General features: G+C 66.0%; 14 protein-coding genes. 12 read left to right on the forward strand and 2 right to left on the reverse strand.

Annotation, left to right across the window (positions count from 1 at the left end):
- Positions 1–434 precede the first annotated feature (434 nt).
- On the forward strand, positions 435–2690 hold the full coding sequence (locus GEV05_20975; GenBank protein MPZ45810.1) for a lysine decarboxylase: 2256 nt from the start codon (positions 435–437) through the stop codon (positions 2688–2690).
- A gap of 282 nt (positions 2691–2972) precedes the next feature.
- Here GEV05_20975 and GEV05_20980 read toward each other — a convergent pair whose 3' ends face one another.
- Together GEV05_20980 and GEV05_20985 are read right to left on the reverse strand one after the other, a co-directional pair.
- Positions 2973–3455 (reverse strand): cupin domain-containing protein, encoded by a 483-nt coding sequence (locus GEV05_20980; protein MPZ45811.1) that lies wholly within the window; start codon positions 3453–3455, stop codon positions 2973–2975.
- Between the two features lie 31 nt (positions 3456–3486).
- The gene (locus GEV05_20985; GenBank protein ID MPZ45812.1) at positions 3487–3834 is read right to left on the reverse strand and encodes a GFA family protein; all 348 of its coding nucleotides are present in this window, start codon (positions 3832–3834) and stop codon (positions 3487–3489) included.
- Positions 3835–4148: 314 nt separating this feature from the next.
- On the opposite strand from GEV05_20985, the gene GEV05_20990 reads away from it, so the two are divergent.
- The 11 genes from GEV05_20990 to GEV05_21040 all read left to right on the forward strand — a co-directional run bounded on the left by GEV05_20990 (position 4149) and on the right by GEV05_21040 (position 20731).
- Entirely contained in the window at positions 4149–6227 is a 2079-nt protein-coding gene (locus GEV05_20990; GenBank protein MPZ45813.1) for a hydantoinase/oxoprolinase family protein, read from the forward strand.
- Positions 6217–7902, forward strand: a complete 1686-nt coding sequence (locus GEV05_20995; protein ID MPZ45814.1) for a hydantoinase B/oxoprolinase family protein — start codon at positions 6217–6219, stop codon at positions 7900–7902. Before GEV05_20990 ends, GEV05_20995 begins: the two co-directional genes overlap by 11 nt.
- A 186-nt stretch (positions 7903–8088) precedes the next feature.
- Complete coding sequence (locus GEV05_21000) at positions 8089–9378, forward strand: aminotransferase class V-fold PLP-dependent enzyme (GenBank protein ID MPZ45815.1); 1290 nt, start codon at positions 8089–8091, stop codon at positions 9376–9378.
- A 7-nt stretch (positions 9379–9385) separates the two neighbouring features.
- The gene (locus GEV05_21005; protein MPZ45816.1) at positions 9386–10534 is read left to right on the forward strand and encodes a pyridoxal-phosphate dependent enzyme; all 1149 of its coding nucleotides are present in this window, start codon (positions 9386–9388) and stop codon (positions 10532–10534) included.
- 104 nt (positions 10535–10638) lie between these two features.
- Entirely contained in the window at positions 10639–11049 is a 411-nt protein-coding gene (locus tag GEV05_21010) for a hypothetical protein (protein ID MPZ45817.1), read from the forward strand.
- 75 nt (positions 11050–11124) lie between these two features.
- Positions 11125–12276 (forward strand): mandelate racemase/muconate lactonizing enzyme family protein, encoded by a 1152-nt coding sequence (locus GEV05_21015; protein MPZ45818.1) that lies wholly within the window; start codon positions 11125–11127, stop codon positions 12274–12276.
- 158 nt (positions 12277–12434) lie between these two features.
- Positions 12435–12875: a universal stress protein gene (locus GEV05_21020; protein MPZ45819.1), complete on the forward strand. Its 441-nt coding sequence runs from the start codon at positions 12435–12437 to the stop codon at positions 12873–12875.
- 1054 nt (positions 12876–13929) lie between these two features.
- Positions 13930–15108, forward strand: a complete 1179-nt coding sequence (sucC, locus tag GEV05_21025; GenBank protein MPZ45820.1) for an ADP-forming succinate--CoA ligase subunit beta — start codon at positions 13930–13932, stop codon at positions 15106–15108.
- 1 nt (position 15109) lies between these two features.
- The gene (sucD, locus tag GEV05_21030) at positions 15110–15985 is read left to right on the forward strand and encodes a succinate--CoA ligase subunit alpha (protein ID MPZ45821.1); all 876 of its coding nucleotides are present in this window, start codon (positions 15110–15112) and stop codon (positions 15983–15985) included.
- A gap of 221 nt (positions 15986–16206) precedes the next feature.
- Positions 16207–17904, forward strand: a complete 1698-nt coding sequence (locus GEV05_21035; protein MPZ45822.1) for an NADH-quinone oxidoreductase subunit F — start codon at positions 16207–16209, stop codon at positions 17902–17904.
- 16 nt (positions 17905–17920) lie between these two features.
- A complete protein-coding gene (locus GEV05_21040; GenBank protein MPZ45823.1) occupies positions 17921–20731 on the forward strand; it encodes a formate dehydrogenase subunit alpha in 2811 nt (936 codons plus the stop codon).
- The last annotated feature ends 316 nt before the right edge of the window (positions 20732–21047 follow it).

Below are 21047 nucleotides of genomic sequence, written 5' to 3' on the forward strand. Positions count from 1 at the left end.
CGTCCGCAACCCTGTCGCGTCCAGCCCCTCCTCGGTCAGGAGGGGAGAGACCACCCCGTCCGCAACCCTGTCGCGTCCAGCCCCTTCGTGCGCTTGACTTCTTTCGCCGCAGGAGAGGGACCATCCCGTCCGCAACGCTGTCGCGTCCAGCCCCTCTCGGTCAGGAGGGAGAGACCATCCCGTCCGCAACGCTGTCGCGTCCAGCCCGCCTGACAAGGAGTGCAGTGATCAACCCTTCCCCTCCTCTCATGAGGAGGGGTGGCGCGCAGCGCCGGGGTGGTGTGGTTTCTGCGGCTCAAAAATTTCTGAATTCGGTCGTGACCTCGAGGTCAATATCAACGATCATTGCGCCTTCTCCAGGGTCCCCTCCTGGATCGCGCTGTCCCATCCGCCGCCTTTGCGCATTCGCCGCCATCCGGAGCAGGTACGCCAAAGTGAAATTCCGCTTTCCGATCGTCATCATCGACGAAGATTTCCGGTCCGAAAACACGTCGGGCCTGGGCATTCGCGCGCTCGCGCAAGCCATCGAAGCCGAGGGGTTCGAAGTGCTCGGCGTGACCTCGTATGGCGACCTGTCGCAGTTCGCCCAGCAGCAATCGCGCGCCTCGGCCTTCATCCTGTCGATCGACGACGAAGAGCTGGGCCAGGGGTCGGTGGAGGAGGTGATGGAGGCGCTCAAGTCGCTGCGCGCCTTCATCAAGGAGATCCGCTTCCGCAACGCCGAGATTCCGATCTACCTCTACGGCGAGACGCGCACCTCGCGCCACATCCCGAACGACATCCTGCGCGAGCTGCACGGCTTCATCCACATGTTCGAGGACACGCCGGAGTTCGTCGCGCGCCACATCATCCGCGAGTCCAAGAGCTATCTCGACTCGCTCGCGCCGCCGTTCTTCCGCGCGCTGGTGGAGTACGCACAGGACGGTTCCTACTCCTGGCACTGCCCCGGCCACTCGGGCGGTGTCGCGTTCCTGAAAAGCCCCGTGGGACAGATGTTCCACCAGTTCTTCGGCGAGAACATGCTGCGTGCGGATGTCTGCAATGCGGTCGAGGAGCTGGGCCAGCTGCTGGATCACTCCGGTCCGGTCGCGGCTTCCGAGCGCAACGCCGCGCGCATCTTCAACGCCGACCACTGCTACTTCGTCACCAATGGCACCTCGACCTCGAACAAGATGGTATGGCACTCGACCGTGGCGCCGGGCGACATCGTGGTCGTGGACCGGAACTGTCACAAGTCGATCCTGCACGCGATCACCATGACGGGTGCGATCCCGGTGTTCCTGACCCCGACCCGCAACCATCTGGGCATCATCGGTCCGATCCCGCTGGAGGAGTTCCGGCCCGAGTCGATCCAGCGCAAGATCGAGGCCAACCCGTTCGCGCGCGAGGCCAAGCACAAGCGCCCGCGCATCCTGACGATCACGCAGTCGACCTACGACGGCGTGATGTACAACGTCGAGATGATCAAGGAGACGCTCGGCAACGCGGTCGAGAACCTGCATTTCGACGAGGCCTGGCTGCCGCACGCAGCATTTCACGACTACTACGCGAACATGCACGCGATCGGACCGAACCGGCCGCGGCCGCAGGAGGGGCTCATCTTCGCCACGCACTCCACCCACAAGCTGCTCGCCGGGATCTCGCAGGCCTCGCAGATCCTGGTGCAGGAGTCCAACAAGGACAAGCTCGACCGGCACATTTTCAACGAGGCGTACATGATGCACACCTCGACCAGCCCGCAGTACTCGATCATCGCCTCGTGCGACGTGGCGGCGGCGATGATGGAGCCGCCGGGCGGCACGGCGCTGGTGCAGGAGTCGATCATGGAGGCTCTGGATTTCCGCCGCGCGATGCGCAAGATCGACAGCGAGTGGGGCCGCGACTGGTGGTTCAAGGTATGGGGACCGGAGCGCCTTGCCCCCGAGGGGATCGGCTCGCGCGAGGATTGGCTGCTGCGCGCGAACGAGAAATGGCACGGCTTCGGCAACCTCGTGACCGGGTTCAACATGCTCGATCCGATCAAGGCCACGGTCATCACGCCCGGGCTCGACGTGTCCGGGCGCTTCGCCAAGACCGGCATTCCGGCCTCGATCCTCACGCGCTATCTCGCCGAGCACGGCGTCATCGTGGAGAAGACCGGGCTGTATTCGTTTTTCATCATGTTCACCATCGGCATCACCAAGGGACGCTGGAACACGCTGGTGGCGGCGCTGCAGCAGTTCAAGGACGATTGGGACAAGAACCAGCCGATGTGGCGCATCCTGCCCGAGTTCTGCCAGCGCTTCCCGCGCTACGAGCGGGTGGGGCTGCGCGACCTGTCGCAACAGATTCACGAGGCATATCGGGCCCACGACGTGGCGCGGGTGACCACCGAGATGTACCTCTCGGACATGCAGCCGGCGATGAAGCCTTCGGACGCGTTCGCTGCCATGGCGCACCGGGAGATCGACCGGGTCGAGATCGACCAGTTGGAAGGGCGGGTAACCTGCGCGCTGGTGACGCCGTATCCACCCGGCATACCGCTGCTCATCCCGGGCGAGCGCTTCAACAAGACGATCGTCGAGTACCTGAAGTTCGCGCGCAACTTCAACGAGCAGTTTCCCGGCTTCCACACCGACATCCACGGGCTGGTGGAGGATGAGATCGGCGGGCACATGCGCTCGTACGTCGATTGCGTGCGCAAGCGTTAGCAGGTCGGGCACCACACTACCCGAGAACCAAAGCTCCCCGAGAACCACACCATCCGAGAACCACACCATCCGAGAACCACACCATCCGAGAACCACACCACCCCGCCCGCTGGCGCGGGCACCCCTCCTCGTGAGAGGAGGGGAAGGGTCTAGTTCGTCCGCTCGACGAGGAGGAGGGGAGGGTCTGGTAGGTCCCCTCCTCGTCGAGGAGGGGCGGGACGCGACAGTGTCGCGGACGGGGTGGTCTGTCTCGCCGAAGGTGGTCTGTCTCGCCGAAGGCCATCAATACGGCGTGCCGTCCTTGTGGACGAAGCGCCGCTCGCCCGTGGCATCGGTGCCGGCCTGGATGTCGTCGTCCGGATAGACGATCGAATCGCCCGCGGTCCGATCGCCGACTTCCAGATACAGCACGTCGTCGATGCCGCGGTTCACCAGCTGGTGGGCGTTGCCGCTGCCCGCCTTGAAGCCGGCGCACATCCCGGGGCGCAGCTCGACCTCGCCGCGGTCGGTCTTGAGCGTCGCGGTGCCCTGCAGCACGTAGACGAGCTCGTCCTGCGCCGAGTGCGCGTGCCTGAGCGCGGAAACCGCTCCGGGCCCGAGGCGGGTGAGGTTGACGCCGAAGTTCGTCAGGCCGAAGTAATTACCCAGCGCGCGCTTCTGCCGCCCTGCCATGCGCGCTGCGAACGGTTCCGGGTAGTTCGAAGCCTGCGCACGCGGCGGCACGTCGAGAGCCCGGGCAGCGGCCGGCAAGTCCGATGAGGGCATGGTCGTCCTTTCCGGGATTGCGGCAGATGCGCTACGAGCTGCGTCCGTCGAACGGCTTGCGCGGCAGGGCCGCGAGGTCGGTGCCGTCGAGGCAGCGCGCGTTCACCGCCGCCATCGCATTGCCCTGCGGATCGGTGGCCTCGGCGTACGGCGCAACTCCGCACACGCCGCAGAAGTGGTGCTTGATCCGGTGCTTGTTGAACGTGTAGGTGGCAACGTTCGCCGCCGGCGTTTGCAGCTCGAAGCGATCGCGCGGGACGAACCACAACAACGATCCGCGCTTGGTGCAGATCGAGCAGTTGCACTCGAGAAGCTCCTTCAATTCGCCCTCGACGGTGAAGGCGATCCGGCCGCAGTGACAGCTTCCTGGGTAGTTCATGGGTCGTCTCCGTTGGGTGAAACAGATGCGGGTGAAACAGATGCGGGTGAAACAGATGCGGGTGAAACAGATGCGGGTGAAACAGATGCGCGTCGTGAAGATCGCGTGTGTGTGCCGGTGAACCAAACGCCGCCGGCGATCGCAGCACCGGCTCGCCTGCCTCGTGCCCGCGCCCACGGCTTGCCATCGCAGCGTACGAATCGGCGCAGTATACGCCGCGGCTGCGTCCGCACCCGGCGTCCGCACCCGGTTGGTTCGGCTCCGCCCGCGTGCTATTCTTCCTCGCTCGCGCCACCTTCCCCAGTTATTGCCCGATGAGCCGATTTTGGATCGGTATCGATACCGGCGGCACGTTCACCGATATCGTGCTGGTCGATATCGGTCGCGGCGACTACCGTTACTACAAGCTGCCGACGACCACCGAGGATCCGTCCCTGGGCATCCTGCAGGGCATCCAGGAGATCGTGGAGCAGGCGGGCGGCTCGTGCGCGGAGATCGCCTTTCTGGTGCTGGGCACCACGCTCGCAACCAACGCCGTGCTCGAGGGCAAGACCGCGCGCACCGGCATGGTGACCACGGCAGGATTCCGCGACGTGCTCGAGCTCGCGCGCCAGCGCCGGCCGCACTACTTCAATCTCGATGTGCCGAAGCCGCTGCCGCCGGCGACCCGTGACTGCCGAATCGAAATCGACGAGCGTGTCGATCACAGCGGGCGGGTGCTCGCGCCCGTCGACCAAGACCAGGTGTGCCGGGCCGCCGCGTTGCTGCGCTCGAAAGGCATGGAAGCCGTGGCCGTGTGCTTCCTGCATTCTTACGCCAACGCCACTCACGAGCGGATCGCGCGCGAGGCGCTGCGCGAGGTGTGGCCCGATGCCTACGTGTGCGCCTCGCACGAGGTGCTGGCCGAGTTTCGCGAATTCGAGCGCTTCGCCACCACCGCGGTGAACGCGAGCCTCATGCCGATCATGGATCGCTATATGGAACGCTTCGAGCAGGGTGTGCGCGCGCTCGGCGTGACGGCCGCGCCTCGGGTAATGCAATCCAACGGTGGCGCCGTATCGCCGGCCGCCGTGCGGCGCATGCCGGTCAATACGTTCTTCTCGGGGCCGGCGGGCGGGGTGGTGGGCACGCGCGGTCTGGGCAAGCAGCTCGGCGTCGAGGACCTGATCGCGTTCGACATGGGCGGCACGTCGACCGACGTGTGCCTCATCCGCGCGTTGACGCCGGCGCAGAAGAGCCAGCGCGACATGGGTGGATTTCCGGTGCGCACCCGAACCATCGACATCCATACCATCGGCGCCGGCGGCGGCAGCATCGCCTGGGTCGATCCCGGCGGGCTGCTCAAGGTCGGGCCGATGAGCGCGGGCGCCGTTCCGGGCCCGGCGGCGTATGGCCGCGGCGGGACGCGTCCCACCGTGACCGATGCCAACGTCGTCCTCGGCCGGCTCAATCCGAAGACGCTGCTCGGCGGACGCATGGTGGTGTATCCCACGCGTGCGCGCGCCGCGATCGAAAAAGAGCTGTGCGCTTCCCTCGGCGTGGACCTGTTCGCCGCCGCCGCGGGCATCCTCGATATCGTCAATGCCAACATGATGGGCGCGGTGCGCGTGATCTCGGTCGAGCAGGGGGAAGACCCGCGCGAGTTCGCGCTGGTTGCCTTCGGCGGCGCCGGTCCGCTGCACGCAGCCGATATCGCCCGCAGCATGGGCATCGGCCGCGTCATCGTCCCGCCGCGTCCCGGGTTGCTGTCGGCCATCGGCTTGCTGCATGCGGACATCCGCGGCGACTTCAGCCTAACGCGATTCATGCGCGCCGAAGCGGCCAATCTCGGCGCGATCAACGCGGGCTTTGCCCAATTGCGGGCGCAGGCCGAGACGTGGCTTGCGGGCGAGGCCGGCGAGAATGCGCCTGCGCAATACGAGTGGTCGCTCGATCTGCGCTATGTCGGCCAGAATTTCGAGCTGATCCAGCCGTGTCCTTCGGCGAACGTTTTCCCCCTGACGCTGGAGGAGGTGATCGAGGCGTTCCACCGGCGCCACCGCGAGTTCTACGGCTACGACATGGCGGGGCAGCCCGTGGAGATCGTCAATCTGCGCGTAGTGGTCACGGTGGCGCGGCCGCAGCCGCCGCTGGAACGGCCGGCCTCCGGCGGCAATGTGCTGCGGGCGCTCATCGAGACGCGCAGCGTCTGGTTTCCCGAAGCTGGCTTCGCCAACACCCCCGTGTACAAGCGCGATCTGCTGCCGGCCGGAACCGAGTTCGACGGACCGCTCATCATCGAGCAGATGGACACAACCACGGTGGTGCCGCCCAGGGCCGCGTTTCGGGTCGATGCGAGCGGGGCCATGCACCTGAAGCTCGCGTCGAGTGCGCAGCCGCAGGATGCGCAATGAACGAGCGCATAGGAGCGCGATGGACAAGCGCGTAGACCCGATTCGGGCCGAAGTGATCGCGCGCCATCTCCTGGCCGCTGCGGAGGAGATGAGCGCAACCTTGATGCGCACCGCGTTCTCGCCCAACATCAAGGAGCGCGCCGATTGCTCGAGCGCGATCTTCGACGCCGCCGGCCAGGTCGTGGCGCTCGCGCAGCGCGTGCCGATTCACCTCGGCTCGATGGTCGGTGCGGTGGACGAGATTCGCGCGCGTTTCCGGCCCGACGAGATCCATCCGGGCGACATGTTCGCCGCCAACGACCCCTACAACGGCGGCGGATCGCACCTGCCCGACATCAACGTGATCGCGCCCGTGTTCGCCGAAGGGCGGATCGTGGCCTACGTCGCCAACATCGCACATCACGCCGACGTGGGCGGCATGGTACCCGGGAGCGAAGCGGCGGTGTGCAAGACGATCTTCCAGGAGGGTTTGCGCATCCCGCCGGTGAGGATCGTGCGTGCGGGCGAGCCCGAGCGCGACCTGATCGAGCTGATCCTGCTCAATTCGCGCACGCCGCAGGAGCGAAGAGGCGACCTGAAAGCCCAGTTCGCTGCCAACGTGGTCGGCATGCGGGCCGTGAGCGGCTTGCTGCAGCGTTACGGCGTCGCGCAAGCCGAGGCCATCATCGCGGCCTACCTCGACTTCACCGAGCGCCGCTTCCGCGCGGCAATCGCACGCCTGCCGCGCTCCCGGTATTCGGCGGAGGACTATCTGGACGGGGACAGCGAGGGCAGCCGCACGCAGATCAAGCTCACGCTGACCGTCGGCGAAGGGCAGCTCCATTTCGACTTCGCCGGCTCGGGCCGCCAGCTTCAAAGCGCCCGCAACATCCCGCAGCGGGCATTGCTCGCCACCGTGTACACGGTGGCGAAGAGCCTGCTCGATCCGGACGTGCCCGCCAATGCGGGCTACTATCGCACCCTGTCGGTTGCAACCGAGCCGGGAACCGTCGTCGGCCCGACGCCGCCTGCCGCGGTCGGCGCGCGCTCGATCTCCTGCGGCGTGCTCGGCGACGTCATCGCCGCCGCGCTTTCGCAGGCGATGCCGGAGAAAGCGCTGGCGCGCAGCGGCCCGCATCACCTCATCGTGCTCTCGGGCACCGATCCGCGCAGCGGCGAGTTTTTCGTCAACTACGAAACCGTCGCCGGCGGCATGGGGGCGAGGCCTTATCGCGACGGCGTCGACGCGGTGCGCGTGCACGCTTCCGGCGCTTCGAACCTTCCGGTGGAAGCGTTGGAGCACGCCTATCCGTTTCGCGTCGAGCGCTACGCGTTGTGGGACGATTCCGGCGGCGCGGGCACGTATCGCGGCGGCATGGGCGTGGTGCGCGACTATCGCATCCTCGCCGACGACGTGACGGTAAGCCTCTCCTCGGAGCGCCAGCACGTGCCGGCCGAGGGCCTGGCGGGCGGCCGGGCAGGGCGCGCGGGCGAGTTCGTGTTCAATCCCGGGGCAGCCGACGAGCGCAAGCTGCCGTCGGCCGCGGGCGAGATCGCGCTTCCGCGCGACAGTGTGCTGCGTATCGCAACGCCAGGCGGCGGGGGCTGCGGCGATCCGGCCGGGCGCGATCTCGAGGCGCGCCGGCGCGACCAGCTCGAGGAGCGGGTTGCTGGCGAGCGTCCGGTAAGAGCCTAATGGCTCGCTCCCCTCACCCTCAGCCCCTTGTATGTTTGTCCCAAGGTGTACGGTTGTCTTCCCTCTCCCTCCGGGAGAGGGATCGAGGGGTGAGGCCGGGAATTCGCGGACCATGGTCCGCGCCGGCCGAACGGCATCGGCCTGCCTGCCGATGCGCGCACTGCAAGTGAGGGAAAATTATGCGTCATGCGCACGATTTCCCTCACCCCCAGCCCCTCTCCCGGAGGGAGAGGGGAGCGTGTGCGGAAATTGGCCAAATCGGGTACTTCCGATGACGAGGCGAGATTCATGACGACCGAACTAGCGCAGGCGTATCGCGACTTTCCGGCGACCGAACGCTGGACTTACATGGACGTATCGGCGCGCGGCCTCCTGCCGCGCTTCGCGCGCGATGCGCTGGTCGCGCATCTGGACGAGCGCATGCACGCCGAGCTCGACAAGTACGGCTATTTCGACATGATCGAGCGCGTGCGCGGCCGCTTCGCGCAGCATCTGCATGCTGGCGCCGACGAGATCGCGTTCACCAAGAACGTGACCGAAGGCCTCGCCGCGATCGCGGCCTCGATCGATTGGCGCTCCGGCGACAACCTCGTCATCTGCCCCGAGATCGAGCATCCGGCCAACGTCTACGCCTGGCTCAACCTGCAGCGCCGCGGCGTGGAAATCCGCATGGTCGCACCGCGCTTAGGCACGCTGCCGGTGGAGGAAGCGATTGCTCGCATCGATGCACGCACGCGGGTGCTGACTTGCGCGACGGTTTCGTTCGCACCGGGTTTCCGCACCGATCTCGCGACGCTGGGCGCGGCCTGCCGCAGTCGCGGTGTCATGCTGGTGGTCGATGCGGCCCAGTCGGTGGGCGTGCTCGACAACGATGTCGCCAGCCTCAACATCGATGCGCTCGCGGCCTCGACGCAAAAAGGGCTGCTCGGGCTCTACGGCATGGGCTTTCTCTACTGCCGGCGCGAGATCGCGGACCGGCTGCAGCCCGCCTACCTGTCGCGCTTCGGCGTCGATCTGGGCGATGCCTCCGAGGCCGATCTCGGCAGCTTCGAGTATCGCCTGGCCGGCGGGGCGCGCCGCTTCGATCTCGGCAACTACAACTTCACCGCCGCGTTGAACGCCGACAGCACTCTGGAGTACCTGGCGGGATTCGGCCAGGAGGCGATCGAGAATTACGTGCTGGGCTTGTCGCATCGGCTGGCGCGCGGCCTGCTGGCGCTGGGACTGCCGGTGGGCGGCGGCGAGCCGGGACCGCATCTCGCGCACATCGTTACCGTAGGCAGACTCAGCCAGGGCGGACACGATTCCACGGGCGATGCGCGCATGCAGTCGCTGCACGATCATCTGGCCGAGCACCGGGTGAAACTCTCGATCCGGCGCGGGGTGCTGCGCTTGTCGCTGCATCTCTACAACACCGAGCACGACGTCGACCGCGTCCTGGAGCTGGCCGCGGAGTGGTCGCGCCGCGGCGCCTGAGCCGCGCATGGACGTCCGCTACGTCGATGCCGCGGACGGATCGACCTACCCGGTCGAGCGACCGCTATGGCGCTCCCCCGGCGGCAGTCACCTCAACCTGACGCCCGGCGCGGGCCTTCGCCGCGGCGACATCGATGCGGGTTGCCGATCGGTATGGCGCTATGCTGCCGCCATACGCGTGGAGCGTGCCCACGCGGTCAGCATGGGGGAGGGCTGCACGCCGCTGATCGCAGCGCACTGGGACGGGATCGCGATGCGGGCGAAGCTCGAGCTCATGATGCCGACCGGGTCGTTCAAGGATCGCGGCATGACGGTGATGATCTCGTACTTGAAGGGCCACGGCATCACGCGCGTGCTGGAGGATTCGTCCGGTAACGCGGGCGCTTCGCTGGCGGCTTACGCGGCGGCGGCGGGCATGCAGGCGCGCATCCTGGTGCCGGAAACGGCTTCGTATCCGAAGATTGTTCAGATGGCGGCGAGCGGCGCCGACGTGGTGACGATCGCGGGGACGCGCCAGGACGTGGCCGATGCAGCCCTGGCCATGTCAGCCGAGATCTTCTACGCGAGCCACAACTGGCAGGCGTTCTTTGCCGAGGGCACCAAGACGCTCGCCTACGAGCTGTGGGAGCAGCTCGGCTTTCGCGCTCCGGACAACGTCGTCGTGCCGCTGGGCTACGGGGCGAACGTACTGGGCTGCGATCACGGCTTTCGCGAGCTTCTGGGCAACTCCGAGATCGAAGCGTTGCCGCGCGTGTTCGGCGTGCAGGCAGCCAACTGCGCGCCGTACTTCCATGCGTTCGCCGCCGGCGAAGAGCGGCTCGTGCCGACCGAGATCAAGCCGACCGTTGCCGAAGGCATCGCATCGTCGAAGCCCACGCGCGTGCGCGAAGTCTTGCGCGCGGTGCGCGATTGCGGCGGCTCCATCGTCGCGGTGAGCGAGGACGAGATCGGCGCCGCGCTCGCACAGCTCGCGCGCCAGGGTCTCTACGTCGAGCCGACTTCGGCAGCGGCAGCCGCCGGACTCTCGCAGCTCATCGCCAGCGGCGCCATCACGCCACAGCAAACCACCGTGCTGGTGCTGACCGGATCGGGGCTCAAGGCGGGCGAACGCATCGGAGAACTGCTCGGTCTGCGTTCCCGGTGCATGCCCGCGTGAGTCGAATGATCCGTGTTCCCCCGATCTCCTGGCGCATGTCGGTGTGAGTCGAGTCCGATGATCCGTGTTCGTCCGATCTGCCGGCGCATGTCGGTGTAACCGCGATGATCCGCGTTCTCCTGGTACTTGCCGCCCTGCTTGCGTTCCCGGTCCTCGAGGGCTGGTTGCTGTTTCGTCTCGGCGAGCGCTTCGGCTGGTGGGTCATCGCCTGGCTGGTGCTGGCGGTGGTGTGCGGCGTGTTGCTGATCCGCATGGAAAAGCTCGTCTGGGCCCTGCGCATCGCCGGGAGCCTGCGCAGCCAGCGCTCTCCGATCGGGGCGCTCCTTGCCAGCGCGCGCAGCGTGGTCGCGGGCCTGCTGCTCATCTTTCCCGGCGTGATCACCGATGTGCTGGCCGTGCTGTTGCTGCTGTGGCCGCTGCCGAAAGGGCCTCCGCTCGACGGCGAGGCGCCGCCGGGAGTCATCGAAGGCGAGTTCCGGCGTGAACCCACCGACCGGCTGCCGCCGAAGCGTTGAAGCGTTGATTGGCAAACCGCGTGCGCGCGCGCACGGTATCCTGCGGCTGCATGCGCATGAGAGAGAGGAGCGACGATGAAGATCACCAAGATCAGCGGTTACGGCGTGCACCCGGGCTGGCGCAAGAATCTGGTATTCGTGAAGGTGGAGACGGACGCCGGTATCCACGGCTGGGGTGAAGCGTACTCGCAGTACGACCGCGACCAGCCGGTGCTCGCGCAGATCAATGCCCTGGGGCCTTATCTCGTTGGGCGGACGCCCTTCGATATCAAGCATTTCACCCAGTTCGCGTTCGACGACTACGCCGCCCGGCGCGGCTCGCTCGAGCTCTTCTGCGCCATCTCGGGCATCGAGCAGGCGCTGTGGGACATCGTCGGCAAGGCGCTGAAGCAGCCGGTCTACAACCTGCTCGGGGGCCGCGTGCGCGATCGCATCCGGGTTTACGCCAACGGCTGGAGCTACGGTATGAAGGAGCCGGCCGACTATGCACGCGCGGCCGAGAAGGTGGTGGCGGCGGGATTCGATGCGATGAAGTTCGATCCGTTGCCGTCGCCGTGGCGCAGCTTCATACCGAAGGAGCACGAGGATCGCGCGGTTGCCGTCGTAAAAGCGGTGCGCGAGGCGGTCGGCCCGAAAGTCGACTTGCTGATCGAGCAGCACCGGCGGCTTGCGCCGATGCACGCGATCCGTCTCGATCTGCGCCTGAAGGAGTTCGATCTCTATTGGCTGGAAGAGCCGTGCGCCGCCGAGAACGCGGAAGCGCTGGCCGAGATCCGGCAGGCGACGGGGCTGCCGATCGTGATCGGCGAGGCTACCTATCTCAAGCAGGGGTTCCGGCCGCTGTTCGAGCGTCGCGCCGCGGATATCATCAATCCCGATGTCGCCTGCGTGGGCGGCATCCTGGAGCTGAAGGAGATCGCCGCGATGGCCGAGCCCTATTTCATCGCGGTATCGCCGCACAACTACAACTCGACTGTGCTCGGATTGGCCTCGACGGTGCACGCCTCCGCAACCATGCCGAACTTCATCATCACCGAATACTTCCTGCCCTTCGTCGAGTTCGGCGACAAGGTCTCGCCCAACCAGTTGAAGCCGCGCAACGGCTACATCGATCTGCCGACCGCGCCGGGGCTCGGCGTGGACATCGACGAGAAGGCGCTGGCCGAGCATCCGGCCAAGGTCTATACGGCGCGCAAGTTGCGAACGCCGTCCGACGAAGGGCCTTGATGTGGCCACGTACGTTGCGAGTCGCGGAGGGGTCCAGACCATCGGCGCAGCGGTGTAAACGTTGACTTTGCGTTGGGGGCCGTGGAACATTTGCCTTGCCGCGTGCTCCGGCACGATCGACTTCGCCGACTGAGGCACGAAGCCGTAGAGGAGGCGTCATGTTCAAGCACATGCTGGTGCCGACCGACGGGTCGGATCGATCGGAACAGGCAGCCCGTTTTGCCGTGGATCTCGCCAAGCTGCACGGCGCTCGAATCACCGGAATTCACGTCGTTCCCGATTTCCACCTCATGATCGCGTACGAAGGCGCGTTCGATCCGGCCACGGAAGAAAAGATCGAACGCGAAGCGCTGGCCAAGGCCGAGGACTACCTGGGATTCATCCGCGGCGTGGCGCAGGAGGCGATGGTTCCGTGCGACACGGTGCGCGCCACCAGCGACCACCCGTATGACGAGATCGTGAAGACGGCCGAGCAGCGCGACTGCGATCTGATCATCATGACCTCCCACGGCCGCCGCAGCATCATGTCGATGCTGCTGGGGAGCGAAACGCGAAAGGTTCTCAGCCACGCCAAGGTACCCGTGCTGATCGTGCGCTGAGAGAACTATTCTCGGTGACGCGCTCGGTGCGCGAATGAACGTGAGAGGAATTGCAGTGCATGACGATCGCGAGCCTGAAGATGCGAATCCCAGCGCTTATTGCGTAGCAGCAAAAAGGGCTTGCACCGGTTCTCGGGCTGCGGCATAATGACCTCACGTTGGATGCCAGTCCGACGTTTCCTCCAAAACCTCCTCCTTTGGTGGATTTAAGCGCAGCCCTTGAGGCTGCGCTTTTTTTTGCCCTTATGCTGCAGTGCAATCGGCATTCGCGCGTCACTTTCCCAGTCGTTTTACGCCGCTCCGTACGTAGGTCATGGTGCGTCGCACCAACATCGTGTATCGTGCATTCGCGCAGCTTTACGTGAGCGCCTGCGAATTGGCCGGTCGAGCCGTCGATGCGCTCGATTCGAGCATCCGGGGTGTACTCTACGTAGTCACCCGCGCCCTGGGTCGTGGTCCTTGTCGGGACTGAACCGGCTGCAACGGCTGCAACGGCCGATATTCGCGCTCCTCGTTCGAATCGTTTCGGCCGCATCGATGCGCGGCGGCGCAATGTGGCCGCCCGCAACAGGCCGTCGCACTCTCCCGTGCCTTCGATGATCGGTAAGGGTCGATGACCTCGCCCTGACCCGGTGTGCCGGTCGTTCTCGCCTTCGCCCTCGCGGAAACGGCGACGCTTCCCGATGTTGCGTCGGATTTCGAAACCGTTGCTATACTGTTTGCGATTGGTGCGTGCTTCTACCCAGGAACCTGCCCGCCCCAGCGGGCACTGGACGCTCCCTTCTCCCGCCGGGAGAAGGGCTGGGGATGAGGGAAGAGACGCCCGGTTCCAGGGCGCGAGTGGGGATGCGCGCATCGTGGCGTCTCTCCCGTCAGCGGCTAGCCCGATTGCGAATCGCATTCGCGGCGTGCGACCGTCGCCCATTCGCGCTACGCGCTCGCTTCATGATGTGCAGAATTGACCGCGGTCAAGGTGCATCCGTGCACCGATCGATTAGATTGAACCGCGGCCCAAATGTCTATTCACCGCATCCATCGGCCGGATCGAACCGACATGAAGATTCACGAGTACCAGGCTAAAGAGGTATTGAGGAAGTTCGGCGTGCCGACTCCGCGCGGCATCGCCTGCTTCAGCGTGGACGAAGCGGTAGAAGCCGGCCGTAAGCTCGACGCAAAGGTATGCGTCGTCAAGGCGCAGATTCATGCCGGCGGCCGCGGCAAGGGCGGGGGCGTCAAGCTCGCGCGCTCCGAACAGGAGCTGCGCGCACATGCTAAGGCGATCCTCGGCATGCAGCTCGTCACGCACCAGACCGGACCAGGCGGCCAGACGGTGCGCCGCCTGCTCGTCGAGGAAGGCGCGGACATCCGCAAGGAATACTACCTCGGCATGGTGGTGGACCGGGTATCGCAGCGCGTGGTGCTGATGGCGAGCGCCGAAGGCGGCGTGGATATCGAGGAAGTCGCCGCCAAGTCGCCGCAGAAGATACACAAGGTGGCCATCGATCCGGTGACCGGGCTCGCGGACGCGCAGGCCGACGACATCGCGCACCGCGTCGGAATCCCCGAAGCCGCGATGGGCGACGCGCGCACGATCTTCAAGGCACTGTATCGGGCGTTCGACGAAACGGATGCGAGCCTGGCCGAGATCAATCCGATGATCCTGACCGGCGATGGACGCGTGCTTGCGCTCGATGCGAAGATGAACTTCGACGACAACGCGCTGTTCCGTCATCCGGAGCTCGTCGCCCTGCGCGATCTGGACGAAGAAGATCCGGCCGAAGTCGAAGCGGCCAAGCACGGCCTGAGCTACATCCAGCTCGAAGGCGACATCGGCTGCCTGGTCAACGGCGCGGGGCTCGCCATGGCGACGATGGACATCATCAAGTTCTACGGCGGACGGCCGGCGAACTTTCTCGATGTCGGCGGCGGCGCGACCACCGAGAAGGTGGTGGAAGCATTCAAGACCATGCTGCGCAATCCGGAGCTGAAGGCGATCCTGATCAACATCTTCGGCGGCATCATGCGTTGCGACGTGATCGCAACCGCGCTGGTCGAGGCGGCGCGCCAGGTCTCGCTGAAAGTGCCCCTGGTGGTGCGGCTGGAAGGAACCAACGTCGAGCTGGGCAAGAAGATCCTGGCGGACTCGGGGCTTGCCACCATCGCGGCTTCCGACATGGCCGATGCGGCCGAAAAGGTGGTCGCGGCGGCAAAAGGGGCCAAGGGGGGGAGATGAGATGTCGATCCTGATCGATAAGAACACCCGCGTGCTCACGCAGGGCATCACCGGCAAGACCGGCCAGTTCCATACCAGCGCAGGGCTGAAGTACGCGAACGGAAACGCTTGCTATGTCGCCGGCGTCACGCCGGGCAAGGGCGGGCAGAGCTTCGAGGGTGTGCCGATCTTCAACACCGTGCGCGAAGCAAAGGAGAAGACCGGCGTCAACGCTTCGGTCATCTACGTGCCGCCGCCGTATGCCGCGGCCGCCATCGACGAGGCGGTGGATGCCGGGCTGGATCTCGTCATCTGCATCACCGACGGCGTGCCGGTGCGCGACATGATCCGCACCAAGTACCGCATGCAGGGAAAGAAGACGCTGCTGATCGGCCCCAATTGCCCCGGCGTCATCACTCCGGACGAGCTCAAGATCGGCATCATGCCCGGCCACATCCATAAGAAGGGTCCGGTCGGCGTGGTGTCGCGCTCGGGCACGCTCACGTACGAAGCGGTGGGGCAATTGACGGCCGTGGGTCTCGGCCAGTCGAGCTGCGTCGGTACCGGCGGCGATCCGATCAACGGGCTCAAGCACGTCGACGTGCTGCGCATGTTCAACGACGATCCGCAGACCGAAGCGGTCATCATGGTGGGCGAGATCGGCGGCAGCGACGAGGAAGAAGCCGCGCGCTGGGTCAAGGCGAACATGCGCAAGCCCGTGGTGGGTTTCATCGCCGGCGTGACGGCGCCGCCCGGCAAGCGCATGGGCCACGCCGGCGCCATCATCTCCGGTGGAAAAGGAACGGCCGCGGAGAAGCTCGAGGTCATGGAGGAGTGCGGCATCAAAGTCACCCGCAATCCGGCCGAGATGGGAAAGCTGCTCAAGTCGGTGTTATAGGCAGGGTGCCGACCGGTCGATCCCGATTTGACGATCCGGAAAGTGGCTGACAAGCCACTTTCCGCGAGACGCTCCCCTCTCCCTCTGGGAGAGGGGTTGGGGGTGAGGGAGCGAGCTGTGAAGGAATATGCAGTAAGCTCGCTCGTGCGCAAACCGAGGGAGGAGAGCGGCGCGAGCGGCTTGGCCGGCAGCCGCAGCAGACATGCGAGAGGTTTATCGAAATGGGTGAAACCAAGCCCGTTCACTTCGAGCCGGCGCAGCGCGGCAGCCGCCGTGCACGCGCGACTCCCAAGGGCCGGCCGGTCGATCCCCAGGCGTTGGCCGAAGTGCAGGCGCTGTTGGGCGATGAGCCGCGCGGTCGCGATTACGTGATCGAGCATCTGCACAAGATCCAGGATCGTTACGGGCATCTCTCGGCCGCGCATCTGGTGGCGCTCGCGGGCGAGATGCGGCTCGCGACCACGGAGGTCTACGAAGTCGCGACCTTCTATCACCATTTCGACGTGGTGAAGGAAGGCGATCCGGCGCCGGCGCGGCTCACGGTGCGGGTGTGCGACTCCATTGCCTGCGAGCTCGCGGGCGCGCATGAGCTGCTGAACAGTCTGCGCCAAAGCCTGGGCGCCGACGTGTGCGTCATCACCGCACCGTGCGTGGGTCGCTGTGAACAGGCGCCGGTGGCCGTGGTCGGGCAGAATCCGGTCGCACGCGCCAACGTCGAGCAGGTCAGATCGCGGGTGAACGAGAACGCGGTGTGCTGCCCGGTCGAGTCTTACATCGACTACGCGCAATACCGTGGCCTCGGCGGCTATCGCTTGCTGCAGCAGTGCATCGAAGGCAGCCGCGATGCCGAAACCGTCATGACGGCGCTGGAGCATTCCGGCCTGCGCGGTCTCGGCGGCGCCGGATTTCCGGCTGGACGCAAGTGGCGCCTGGTTCGCGCCGAGCCGGCGCCGCGCCTGGCTGCGATCAACATCGACGAAGGCGAGCCGGGCACGTTCAAGGACCGCTACTATCTCGAGCGCGATCCGCACCGCTTTCTCGAAGGCATGCTGATCGCAGCCTGGTGCGTCGGCATCGAGGCGTGCTATGTCTACCTGCGCGACGAGTACGCGGGCTGCCGCGATATTCTGACGCGTGAGCTGGAGCGGCTGCGCGCCGATCCGCCTTGCCCATTGCCTGTCATCCACCTGCGCCGCGGCGCGGGCGCCTATATCTGCGGTGAAGAGTCGGCGATGATCGAATCGATCGAGGGCAAGCGCGGCATGCCGCGGCTGCGTCCGCCCTATGTCGCGCAGGTGGGCCTGTTCGGCCGGCCCACGCTCGAGCACAACATGGAGACCCTGTACTGGGTGCGCGACATCCTGGAGAAAGGGCCGGAGTGGTTCGCCTCGCACGGCCGTCACGGCCGCAAGGGGTTGCGCTCGTTTTCCGTTTCGGGGCGGGTGAAGAAGCCCGGCGTGCATCTCGCGCCCGCGGGCATCAGCGTGCGCGAGCTGATCGATGAATATTGCGGCGGCATGCAGGACGGCCACGAGCTCTATGCCTACCTCCCGGGCGGCGCCTCCGGCGGCATCCTGCCGGCGAGCCTGGCCGAGCTGCCGCTGGATTTCGATACCTTGCAGCCGCACGGCTGCTTCATCGGCTCGGCCGCGGTGGTGATCCTGTCGCAAGCCGACAAGGCGCGCGATGCGGCGATGAACGTCATGCGCTTCTTCGCCCATGAGTCGTGCGGGCAGTGCACGCCGTGTCGCGCAGGCACCGCCAAGGCTTTGCCGTTGATCGCCGACCCGATATGGGACCAGGAGCTGGTCGAAGAGCTTTGCACGGTGATGGCGGACGCCTCGATTTGCGGCCTGGGACAGGCCGCACCGAATCCGATGCGATGTGTAATGAAGTACTTTCCCCACGAGATCGAATGATCCGGCGGAGGACCCAATGAATACGATGACCTCTGACGAGCTCAAGCCCGAGACCATCCGCTTCAAGCTCGACGGCAAGGACGTGGAAGGCCGTGGTGGCGAGACCATCATCCAGACGGCGAAGCGCTTCGGTCTCGACATCCCGCACCTCTGCTACAAGGACGGTATGCGGCCCGACGGCAACTGCCGCGCGTGCATGGTGGAGATCAAGGGCGAACGGGTGCTCGCGCCCGCGTGCTGCCGCAAACCCACGGCGGGCATGGAAGTCACCACCGACAGCGACCGCGCACGCGCGTCCCAGAAGCTGGTGGTCGAGCTGCTGCTCACCGACATGCCGGACAAGTCGTATCGCCTGGACAGCGAGCTCGACCACTGGGCGAAGAAGCTCGAGGTCGGCGTGCCGCGCTTCATGCCGCGCGCGCAGCCCGCGCCGGACGAATCGCACCACGGCATTTCGGTGCACCTGGATGCCTGCATCCAATGCACGCGCTGCGTGCGCGCGTGCCGCGAGGAGCAGGTGAACGACGTGATCGGCTACGCCTATCGCGGCGAGCATTCGAAACCGGTGTTCGATCTGGACGATCCGATGGGCGCGTCCACCTGCGTGGGCTGCGGCGAGTGCGTGCAAGCCTGTCCCACCGGCGCGTTGATGCCTTCGGGCGACGTCGGCATGCAGATCGCCGATCAACAGGTGCACTCGGTGTGTCCGTACTGCGGCGTCGGCTGCCAGCTCACCTATCACGTCAAGGACAACAAGATCCTTTTCGTCGAAGGGCGCGATGGGCCATCGAACCACGGCCGGCTGTGCGTGAAGGGCCGCTACGGCTTCGACTACGTGAACCATCCGCAAAGGCTCACCAGGCCCCTTATCCGCAAGCCCGGCATACCGAAGAGCGCGGATTTCGTGATGGATCCGGCAAACCCCTTGGAGGTCTTCCGCGAGGCGAGCTGGGAGGAGGCGCTCGATCTCACCGCCGCACGCCTGCGCGAGATCCGGGATACGCACGGCAAGCGCGCGCTCGCGGGTTTCGGCTCGGCCAAGGGCACCAACGAGGAAGCGTACCTGTTCCAGAAGCTCGTGCGCACCGGCTTCGGCAGCAACAACGTCGATCACTGCACGCGCCTGTGCCATGCCTCCTCGGTGGCTGCGCTGCTCGAAGGCATCGGCTCGGGCGCGGTATCCAACCAGGTGAGCGACGTATTGCGCGCCGAAGTGATCTTCCTGATCGGCGCCAACCCGACCTCGAACCATCCGGTGGCGGCGACCTGGATCAAGAACGCCATCAAGCGCGGAACCAAGCTCGTCTATGCCGATCCGCGGCGTTCCGACCTGTCGCGGCACGCGGCCTACTTCCTGCAGTTCAAGGCAGATACCGACGTTGCGCTGCTGAACGCGATGATGCACACCATCGTGCACGAAGGGCTGGTCGACGAGGCCTTCATCGCCAGCCGCACCATCGGCTACGAGGAACTGCGCCGCAACGTCGAAGGCTTCAGCCCGGAAGCGATGGCGCCCGTCTGCGGCATTCCGGCGCAGACGATCAAGGAAGTCGCGCGCCTTTATGCCACCTCGCGCGGGTCGATGATCCTGTGGGGCATGGGCATCTCGCAGCACGTGCACGGCACCGACAACGCGCGCTGCCTGATCGCGCTGTGCCTGATGACCGGCCAGGTCGGCCGTCCCGGCACGGGCCTGCACCCGCTGCGCGGGCAGAACAACGTGCAAGGCGCCTCGGATTCCGGGCTCATCCCGATGGTTTTTCCCGACTACCAGTTCGTCGACGATCCGCAGGCGCACGCCAAGTTCACGGCGCTCTGGGGAGCCGAGCTCGACCAGAAGCGCGGGCTCACCGTGGTCGAGATCATCAATGCTGCGATCGCCAAGGAAATCCGCGGCATGTACGTCATGGGCGAGAATCCCGCGATGTCCGACCCGGACGCCCACCACGCTCGCGAGGCCCTAGCGAGCCTCGACTTTCTGGTGGTGCAGGAGATTTTCCTCACCGAGACCTGCTATCACGCCGATGTCATCCTGCCTGCGACCGCCTGGCCGGAGAAATCCGGCACCGTGATCAATACCGATCGCATGGTGCAGATGGGGCGGCAGGCGCTCGACGCGCCCGGCGATGCGATGCCGGACCTGTGGATCATCCAGCAGCTGGCGCAGCGCCTGGGGCTGGACTGGAACTACACCGGCCCCGACGACGTGTTCCAGGAGATGCGCCAGGCGATGCCGTCGATCGCGGGCATCACCTGGGAGCGGCTCGATGAAGAGGGCTGCGTGACCTATCCGTGTCTCAACGAAGGCGACCCGGGCGATCCGGTGGTGTTCATCGATCGATTCCCGACCGCGACCGGCAAGGCGCGCTTCGTGCCGGCGGACATCATCCCGGCGGCCGAGCGTCCGGATGCCGAATACCCGCTGGTGCTGATCACCGGGCGGCAGCTCGAGCATTGGCATACCGGGGCGATGACGCGCCGAGCCGGCGTGCTGGATGCAATCGAGCCCGAGGCGACCGCCTCGCTGCATCCGCTGGAGCTGCAGCGTCTCGGCGTGCAGGCGGGTGACGTGATCACGGTCACCTCGCGCCGCGGCGCCATCGCACTCTACGCGCGCGCCGACGACGGCACGCCCGAGGGTGCCGTCTTCATTCCGTTCTGCTTCTACGAGGCGGCGGCGAATCTGCTCACCAATCCGGCGCTCGATCCGTTCGGCAAGATTCCGGAATTCAAGTATTGCGCCGTCAACGTAGCCAAGGGAGGCGAGTTGACGCCGCTGTCGACTTACGGTGGCGGACAGGCGCGCGTGCAGGTCGAGTCCGCTTAGATCTCGGGTTGAGCACCACCCCGTCCGCGACACAGTCGCGTCCCGCCCCTCCTTCGCAGGAGGGGAGTGCCTCAGCTTTCCCGCCTTTGTAGGAGCAGAGTGCGTCAGCTTTCCCCTCCTTTGCAGGAGGGAGTGCTGACGCATGCGTGCCAAGCGCGATCCGTGGCGCGGCTGGGTGCTGCAAGGCCTTCAGCTTTCCCCTCCGCTCATGAGAAACATGTACGTTGACGCCGCCGATCAAGCGGCTGCAGCGGTCGGGGTGATTGCGAAGCCGAGGTCAGCGGCACGGCGGCGCAGGGCGGCGATCGAGCGCTGG

This window comes from Betaproteobacteria bacterium (assembly GCA_009377585.1).
GTDB lineage: Bacteria > Pseudomonadota > Gammaproteobacteria > Burkholderiales > WYBJ01 > WYBJ01.

Excerpts from the sequence above, each read along its gene's own strand:
- GEV05_20980 (MPZ45811.1), bottom strand. The coding sequence starts at position 3,455 with ATGCCCTCATCGGACTTGCCGGCCGCTGCCCGGGCTCTCGACGTGCCG.
- GEV05_20985 (MPZ45812.1), bottom strand. The coding sequence starts at position 3,834 with ATGAACTACCCAGGAAGCTGTCACTGCGGCCGGATCGCCTTCACCGTC.
- GEV05_20990 (MPZ45813.1), top strand. The coding sequence starts at position 4,149 with ATGAGCCGATTTTGGATCGGTATCGATACCGGCGGCACGTTCACCGAT.
- GEV05_20995 (MPZ45814.1), top strand. The coding sequence starts at position 6,217 with ATGCGCAATGAACGAGCGCATAGGAGCGCGATGGACAAGCGCGTAGAC.
- GEV05_21000 (MPZ45815.1), top strand. The coding sequence starts at position 8,089 with ATGCGCACGATTTCCCTCACCCCCAGCCCCTCTCCCGGAGGGAGAGGG.
- GEV05_21005 (MPZ45816.1), top strand. The coding sequence starts at position 9,386 with ATGGACGTCCGCTACGTCGATGCCGCGGACGGATCGACCTACCCGGTC.
- GEV05_21010 (MPZ45817.1), top strand. The coding sequence starts at position 10,639 with ATGATCCGCGTTCTCCTGGTACTTGCCGCCCTGCTTGCGTTCCCGGTC.
- GEV05_21015 (MPZ45818.1), top strand. The coding sequence starts at position 11,125 with ATGAAGATCACCAAGATCAGCGGTTACGGCGTGCACCCGGGCTGGCGC.
- GEV05_21020 (MPZ45819.1), top strand. The coding sequence starts at position 12,435 with ATGTTCAAGCACATGCTGGTGCCGACCGACGGGTCGGATCGATCGGAA.
- sucC (MPZ45820.1), top strand. The coding sequence starts at position 13,930 with ATGAAGATTCACGAGTACCAGGCTAAAGAGGTATTGAGGAAGTTCGGC.
- sucD (MPZ45821.1), top strand. The coding sequence starts at position 15,110 with ATGTCGATCCTGATCGATAAGAACACCCGCGTGCTCACGCAGGGCATC.
- GEV05_21035 (MPZ45822.1), top strand. The coding sequence starts at position 16,207 with ATGGGTGAAACCAAGCCCGTTCACTTCGAGCCGGCGCAGCGCGGCAGC.
- GEV05_21040 (MPZ45823.1), top strand. The coding sequence starts at position 17,921 with ATGAATACGATGACCTCTGACGAGCTCAAGCCCGAGACCATCCGCTTC.